This is a genomic window from Mycobacterium sp. (assembly GCF_032162605.1).
GTDB lineage: Bacteria > Actinomycetota > Actinomycetes > Mycobacteriales > Mycobacteriaceae > Mycobacterium.
On the sequence record NZ_JAVROT010000110.1, the window covers coordinates 1 to 7,417 of the forward strand.

6 protein-coding genes and 1 pseudogene are annotated in these 7,417 nt (G+C 65.8%); 5 read left to right on the plus strand and 2 right to left on the minus strand.

All coding sequences use genetic code 11. The features are described from left to right. Together QOI01_RS06710 and QOI01_RS06715 are read right to left on the minus strand one after the other, a co-directional pair. Positions 1–301 (minus strand): annotated as a pseudogene (locus tag QOI01_RS06710) (carboxymuconolactone decarboxylase family protein); the annotation flags it as partial. Positions 302–547: 246 nt separating this feature from the next. Then, positions 548–721 (minus strand): hypothetical protein, encoded by a 174-nt coding sequence (locus tag QOI01_RS06715; protein WP_526379403.1) that lies wholly within the window; start codon positions 719–721, stop codon positions 548–550. A 296-nt stretch (positions 722–1,017) separates the two neighbouring features. Between QOI01_RS06715 and QOI01_RS06720 the strand changes: the two genes are divergently transcribed. The 5 genes from QOI01_RS06720 to QOI01_RS06740 are packed head-to-tail and all read left to right on the plus strand — an operon-like array spanning position 1,018 to position 6,444. Continuing rightward, complete coding sequence (locus tag QOI01_RS06720) at positions 1,018–2,706, plus strand: ATP-binding protein (protein ID WP_526379404.1); 1,689 nt, start codon at positions 1,018–1,020, stop codon at positions 2,704–2,706. Beyond that, on the plus strand, positions 2,703–3,113 hold the full coding sequence (locus QOI01_RS06725; protein ID WP_526379405.1) for a response regulator: 411 nt from the start codon (positions 2,703–2,705) through the stop codon (positions 3,111–3,113). The genes QOI01_RS06720 and QOI01_RS06725 overlap by 4 nt, the downstream gene beginning before the upstream one ends. Beyond that, on the plus strand, positions 3,110–4,222 hold the full coding sequence (locus QOI01_RS06730; protein WP_526379406.1) for an adenylate/guanylate cyclase domain-containing protein: 1,113 nt from the start codon (positions 3,110–3,112) through the stop codon (positions 4,220–4,222). Before QOI01_RS06725 ends, QOI01_RS06730 begins: the two co-directional genes overlap by 4 nt. 9 nt (positions 4,223–4,231) lie before the next feature. Then, a complete protein-coding gene (locus QOI01_RS06735; protein ID WP_526379407.1) occupies positions 4,232–5,821 on the plus strand; it encodes a peptide ligase PGM1-related protein in 1,590 nt (529 codons plus the stop codon). Next, the gene (locus QOI01_RS06740) at positions 5,818–6,444 is read left to right on the plus strand and encodes a histone deacetylase (protein WP_526379408.1); all 627 of its coding nucleotides are present in this window, start codon (positions 5,818–5,820) and stop codon (positions 6,442–6,444) included. Before QOI01_RS06735 ends, QOI01_RS06740 begins: the two co-directional genes overlap by 4 nt. Positions 6,445–7,417 lie beyond the last annotated feature (973 nt).

Sequence of the window (7,417 nt, forward strand, 5' to 3'; positions counted from 1 at the left end):
CGTCCAGCCCGTCGAGCCGAATCAGCATGGCGCCGAAGTCGACACACCACGAGCAGCCGACGGTTCGGGCGGTCCAGTACACCGCGAGTTCGCGCACGTTCGACGGGAGCTGCTTCGACCCGCGTTCCAGCAGCGTCTCGTGCACGGCATTGGCGACGAGCAGTGGCATGTGGTGGGCGCCCACGGCGAACGGGATGGGCACTTCACCGAAGCGGCGCTTTGCGTAGCGGTACATCAGGCGGGCCGTCAACGAGGCCTTCTTGGGTGGCAGGGGCGGAATGCGAGGCGTTTGCGTAGTCATGTCCATTGGACGAGACAGCGCTCGAAGGTGTGACAGCGCGTGTCCGAGCCGCTAGCAAGTAGCACCTTGTTGTTGAACTAGACATCGTCGATTAACGACAGGAACCTCTGTCAACTACTGGGAAAAGTCAGCAGCTTGGCATTGCTAACCAGTGGGGTCTTCTCGGCGACCACTAGCTGAGCCCCGGGCCGGATTGCGGCATAGTGCGCGCCGCGACTAAGTCGGGCCGATGGCCGTACTTAAAAGTCAGAAGAGCGTCCAGCTCGTCAAGCGGGGTTGGAGTGCCTCGCGGCCGATCCGACTCTTTCCCACCCCCGCCGCACCGCAGATCACGATCCCGGACGCCATCGCATCCGAGAGTGCGGCCTCGATGAGCCCCATCTCCGCCGAGCGGCCGGTCCAAGGCCACATCAACCGCATCTACACAGCGTAGGAGAGCAGCGACGGACCGCGTAGCGCAACGGTTCCAGGTGATGCAGGTCAGGACGGACCCTGGCTGTAGGGAGTGGTCGACGTCGGTGACCGTGGTCGAAGCCGAGTAGTGCGTTACTCACCCGGGCGACAGGGCGCCGGGGCGATGATGAGCGGGTCTCAGTCGAACTCAATGCTGGGCAGGGGGTGGTAGTCGCGATGGGCAATCCCCACCCGCTGGACGCGCGGGCAGCCTTCACCAGCGAAGAGCCGCACCATTACCTCAGGTCTGGAAGGGGGAGCCTGTGACCGAACCGACCGAGCGCACGGCCCGTGTTTCGAGGGCCTCGTCGCGGCAGTACCAGGAGTTGCGGGACGCCCGCCATCAGTCCGTGGCCAGCCGTGAGATCCTCTCGGCGCTCGCTCGCGACGTAGCCAACCCCGGGGCAGTACTGGACACTATCGTCGAGCACGCCGCGCGCCTGTGTGGGGCCCGGGCCGCCCAGTTGTTCGTGCTCGACGGCGATGTGTTCCGCCTAGAGGGGGTGGCCGGCCAGACCCCTGGGGCGTATCGCACTTACCTGGAGGACCATCCGATCGCCCGGAATCGGCTGTCCGCCGTCGGGCGCTCGGCGCAGGACATGGCCACCCATCAGATAGCCGATGTGGAGGAGGACGCCGACTACGGACTGCACACCCTGCAGCGCCTTGCCGGTTTCCGCACCTTGCTTGCCACGCCGATGATCCTTGGCGACGAGGTCGTCGGCGTGTTGTCCATGTGGCGGACCGAAGTCGCGCCCTTCGATGTCCGTGAACGCGAACTCCTCGAGGAGTTCGCCGCTCAGGGTGCCGTCGCGTTTCGACACTCGCGCCTATTCCGGGAGTTGGAGACCAAGACCAGAGAGCTCGAAATCGTGAGCCGTCACAAGTCGGAGTTCCTGGCTGGCATGTCCCACGAACTGCGGACCCCGTTGAACGCCGTCATCGGCTTTTCCGAGGTGCTACTCGACCGGATGTTCGGCGAGATCAACGAGCGCCAGGAGGAGTACCTGAACGACATCCGGAGCTCGGGCAAGCACCTCCTGCAGCTGGTCAACGAGATCCTGGACCTGTCGAAGGTCGAGGCGGGCCAGATGGCGTTGGAGCCCAGCAGTTTCGAGGTTCGCAACGCGTTGGAGTGGGCGGTGTCAATGGTCCGCGAACGAGCGGCCCTACGGGCGATCACCGTCACCGTGTCGGTCACCGACGAGGTCGGGATGGCCGAGACCGACGAGCTGAAGTTCAAGCGAGTGGTCCTGAACCTGGTCTCCAACGCCGTCAAGTTCACACCCGATGGCGGCAGCGTTTCCATCAGCGCCAACCGCGAAGGGACCGAACTCACGGTCACCGTGAACGACACCGGTATCGGGGTTCCGCTCGAGGACCAGGAACGGATCTTCGAGTCCTTCCAGCAAGGCCGCCGGGGACCGGCCAAGGAGGGGGGTACCGGCCTCGGACTGACACTGTCACGCGGCATCGTGGCGCTGATGGGCGGTCGGATGTGGCTTGAGAGCACACCAGGTGAGGGAAGCACGTTCGGCTTCTCGATCCCGGGCCTGGTGGATCGGGCAGACGAGGTCGCCTCGCCGTCGAGTGGCGAGCTACCCGTCGTCGTCCTCGTCGACGACGACCGGGCGTCACTGGATCTCCTTTCGGCCTACCTGGGGTCATCGGCTCGGGTAGTGCGTGCCCGGGACGGCGTCGAGGGTCTGGAGGTGATCCGCAGAGTGCATCCGGCCGCCGTCGTGCTGGACATCCGGCTGCCTCGCCTCGATGGCGGCCAGGTACTGGCCGAGCTCAAAGGCGACCCCGCCACGGCCGCCATCCCGGTGGTCATCGCGTCGGTCGTCGACGATCGGCCCCGAGGACTGACCCTCGGAGCGGACGCCTATCTCCTCAAGCCGGTCAGGCGCGAAGATCTGCTCGAAACGCTGAGACAGGTCGGTGTCGTGTGACGTCGCGCCGGATCTTGGTGGTCGAGGACAATCCGCTGAACCTCAAACTGGTGCGCGACGTCCTTCGGTTCGCGGGTCACGTTGTCATGGAGGCCCATTCGGGAGAGGAGGGACTCAGCGTCTTGCATGAGGAACCCCCCGATCTGGTGCTGATGGATCTCCAACTCCCGGGCATCGACGGAGCCGAGACGCTGCGCCGGATGCGGCAGGGCGGTCTCGCACCGGATGTGCCGGTCGTCGCCGTCACCGCCTTCGCGATGGCCGGAGACCGGGAGCGAGCAGCCCTGGCCGGGTTCGACGGATACATCGAGAAGCCGATCAGCGTGCGGGCACTACCCGGCCAGATCGAGGCGTTCTTCGCCGGGGCGAGCGAAGCGACAGGACTGACTTCCGGGGGGCAAGAGTGACCGACATTCCGGTGACCGTCCTGGCCGTGGACGACCAGCCGGCCAACCTGAGGCTCCTCGACGCACACCTGTCGCCCCGCGGATATCGGGTTCTCACCGCGTCGTCGGGGGCGGACGCGTTGGCGTTGCTGCAGACCGAGGACGTCGACCTCGCGCTGCTCGACATCGTGATGCCAGGGATGGACGGATATGAACTCTGTCGAAGGATCCGGTCCACTCCGGCAACCGAATTCCTTCCGGTGGTGATGATCACGGCCAGCGGTAGTGAACAGCGACTGGCCGCCCTCGAGGCCGGCGCCGATGACTTCGTCGTCAAGCCGTTCGACAAGGGCGAGCTGCTGGCTCGGGTGGCGTCGTTGGCGCGGATCAAGCGTTACCACGACACCATCCGACAACAGGCCGACGAGCTGGCCGAGTGGAACGCGAAGCTCGAGACCCGGGTCGCCGAGCAGGTGGCCGAATTGGAGCGCACCAACCGCCTGCGCCACTTCCTATCGCCACAACTGGCCGATTTGGTGGTCGGCGACGAGGACCTCCTACGGAGCCATCGCCGCGAGATCGTGGTGGTCTTCGCCGATCTGAGGAACTTCACCCCGTTCGCCGAGGCCAGCGAGCCCGAGGAGGTGATGGGCGTACTCGCCGAGTACCACCGGGCGATGGGGGCGTTGGTCCACGAGTACGAGGGCACACTGGAGCGGTTCACCGGTGACGGCATCATGGTGTTCTTCAACGACCCGATCGAGTGCGACGACGCGGCCGAGCGTGCGGTCCGGATGGCCGTGGGGATCCGGACCGTCGTGCGCGACCTCGCCGTGGGCTGGCTCCGCAAGGGTCACGAACTCGCCCTGGGAATGGGTATCGCCCAAGGCTTTGCGACCCTCGGCAGGATCGGCTTCGAGGGCCGCTTCGACTACTCGGCCATCGGCAGTGTCACGAATCTCGCCGCGCGATTGTGCGCCGATGCCCGGGCCTGGCAGGTGCTCGTCACCGACCGAGTGCTCGCGCCCGTCGAGCACATCGCCGTGTCGGAAGCGGTCGGCGACGTACAACCCAAGGGCTTCAGCCGCTCGGTGCGGGTCCACAACATCATTTCGATCAACGACAGATAGGTGAAAAGCATGACGCAGCAACGAGGTCCGGGGCAATCGGGCGCAGGTCGACATCTGTCGCAACTGAGTGAAGACGAGCGCTACCGCGTCTTCGACGAGCTGCAGCGGGCCATGCCGGCCGTGTGGGGGTCGATGCGCCAGGGTTTCGACGACGAATCGGTCGTCGTGGTCCCCTCGATCAGCATCGAGCGCCCCACCGCGAGCAGCGGCACCGTCATGCAGGCGATGGAGGAACGCGCACTGTTCCTGCTGTTGCTGCTGCGGCAACCACGATTACGCATGATCTACGTGACCTCGCAGCCGGTGTCCGAATCGATCATCGAGTACTACCTCGGGCTGCTGCCCGGGGTGATTCCCAGTCACGCCCGCGCCCGCCTCACCCTGGTCCCAGTCGGCGATTCCTCACCCGTGCCCTTGAGCTCGAAACTGCTTGCGCGACCTCGACTTCTGGAACACATCCGGTCCCTGATCCCCAACCCGGCGAGAAGTCACCTGATCCCCTACAACACCACACCGCGCGAGCGGGACCTGGCACTGAGTCTTGGTCTGCCGATGTACGGAGCCGATCCCCGGCTCGCGGACCTCGGCACCAAGACCGGCTGCCGCAGGATGTTCGAGGAACTCGGGGTGCCTTGTCCGGTGGGCGCAGAGGACCTCCATTCCGTCGCCGACATCGTGGCAGGCGTGCAAAGCATGCGCGCGAGACGGCCGTCGCTGAATCAGGCGATCGTGAAGCTCAACGACGGTGTCTCCGGGTCGGGCAACGCTTTGGTAGACCTGCACGGGCTGCCGGCCCTCGGCTCACCAGAGGAGGCACCCGCGATCGCTGAACGCCTCCTCGGCATGCAGCTCGAGGACGAGAAGCTCGCCCTCGACGTCTATCTCGCCGCCTTCGAGAAACACGGCGGCATCGTCGAGGAGCGGATCACCGGGTTGGCGTTGACCAGCCCGAGCGTCCAGATGCGGGCCCTGCCGGACGGCACCGTGGATCTGCTGTCCACCCACGATCAGCTGCTCGGCGGCAAGAGCGGTCAGAAGTACCTCGGCTGCGTGTTCCCGGCCGATCCCGGTTACGCCGCGCTCATCGCAGAGCCCGCGATGGTGATCGGAGGCCAGCTCGCCAAGCTCGGCGTGCTCGGACGGTTCGCGGTCGACTTCGTCGTCGTGCAGGACGAGAGCGGCGCGTGGACGCCCTATGCGATCGAGCTGAACCTGCGCAAGGGAGGGACCACGCATCCGTTCCTGACCCTGCAGTTCCTCACCGACGGCAGCTACGACGGACAGCGCGGGGTCTACCTGACCCCCAGCGGCAGCACGAAGTGCCTGGTCGCGACCGATCACCTCGAGGACGAACGGCTCAAGGCCCTGACCGTCACGGACCTCTTCGACATCGTGGTGAACCACGGTCTGCACTTCGACCAGGCTCGCCGCACCGGAGTGGTGTTCCACATGATCAGTTGCCTCACCGAATGTGGTCGCGTCGGCCTGACCGCGGTCGCAGACAACCCCGAGGATGCCCGGCGGATCTACGAGGAGGCCCAGTCCGTGCTCCTGCGCGAGGCGGAGTTGGCCCTCCAGGAGGGGTCCCTCGTCGGGTGAGCTCGGGCCTGGGAGCCGATGATCTGGTCTGGTACGTCGCCTACGGGTCGAACCTGAGCGCGGCACGTTTTGAGTGCTACCTCTCAGGTGGCCGACCGCCCGGCGCCCGGCGCACTTACTTGGGATGTCGCGACCAGTCGCCACCTCGCCGCGACGTCGGAGTTCACCTGGCCGGTGGCCTGGTGTTTGCGGGCAGGTCCACGGTGTGGGGCGGGGGCGTCGCCTTCTACGACCCGCAGGCCGATGGCGAGCTGGCCGCGCGGGCATACCTGCTCACCTTCGGGCAGCTCAGCGATGTCGTCGCCCAGGAAGCCAAGCGCCCGGTGGGCAGCCTGGCGCTGGGCAGCGGAGTCGACCAACGCTGGGCAGTGCCCTCCCACGTCTACGAGACTCTCCTGCAGGTGGACGACCGCGACGGATTACCGATGTTCACCATCACCTCCCTGCAGAACCTCGAGCCCACCCCGCCGTCGGCGGCTTACCTTCGGACCATGTTCGAAGGACTCGGCGAGGCGTTCGCCTGGACCGCGAGCCAGAGGGCGCGCTATCTGTTGCGCGCTTCCGGCGTCACCCCGGCGTGGAGCGCCGGCAGACTTCTTGAGATGTGCCACGGCCAGCCCTGAGGGCTGGGAATGCATCGGAGTGATCGCTGCCTGCGGGGGTCATGAACGCACCGGCTCGAGGTTGGCTTATCCCCCAACGACCGTCAGTACGTTGTACCGCAAGGGGATTGGCGGTGGCGGGGGTCGGCGTCGCTCGTCGGACCTCGAGCGGTGGCACACCAATCGCAGGAATTGGATGGACGACTACTCAGTGTTAGCGCGCGGCGGCATCCTCGCCTGAGGATATGGCAGCTCCTGACACTGCGCGCGCATCGCGGTCGATCACCAGGGCAGGAGAGTCATAAAGCCACGCTCGCCTGTAGCCGAGCATTTCGGCTAACTCCAAGTGCGCCGGGCTATTAGATGACGTTGCGGAGGCGCAGGAGATGTCCACATTCCGACACTACCGATCACGCCGATCGAGCCCGCGGCGCGCGCTACCCGACCCGACGACCGAGGCTCAGATGATGCAGCGGCCACCAGTGCTTGCACATCGGCGCAGAGCATCAGCCCCCGGGCGGGTTGGGGCGTGTCCAAGACGGTGAGAGTGCGCGGTGGCGTCGGCGTGCTACCGCCGAGCAAGCGAACGGGAGTCACGTAACGAAACCGCAGTCGCCCGTCTGAGCCGCACGCGGCGTCCTGTACTTCCGATTGGAACCTTCAGTCCGGCCGCTGCGAAGAAATGACACGAATTTGAGACGAAGCCCAGATGACATCACATCAGACACAATGCGTCACCGCAGGTCAAGGCATCGGGATATGACACGGAGGTTGAGACCCTACATCAAGGCCTGCGCAGGCGATACTGTGTGCCGCGCTGGCCGGGTACATCGGACGGAGAGAGGGAAGGGGAATGGCCGAATGACCACTGCCATCGAAGATCCGCGCTCAGAGAAGGGGCTGGCGCGGGTCGCCCAGTCGTTGGCCAGTTGGACGGAGAAGTGGTTCCCGGACGCGTACGTCGTCGCCCTGGCAGGTGTCGTCCTCGTCTCCG

Excerpts from the sequence above, each read along its gene's own strand:
- QOI01_RS06715 (WP_526379403.1), bottom strand. The coding sequence starts at position 721 with ATGCGGTTGATGTGGCCTTGGACCGGCCGCTCGGCGGAGATGGGGCTC.
- QOI01_RS06735 (WP_526379407.1), top strand. The coding sequence starts at position 4,232 with ATGACGCAGCAACGAGGTCCGGGGCAATCGGGCGCAGGTCGACATCTG.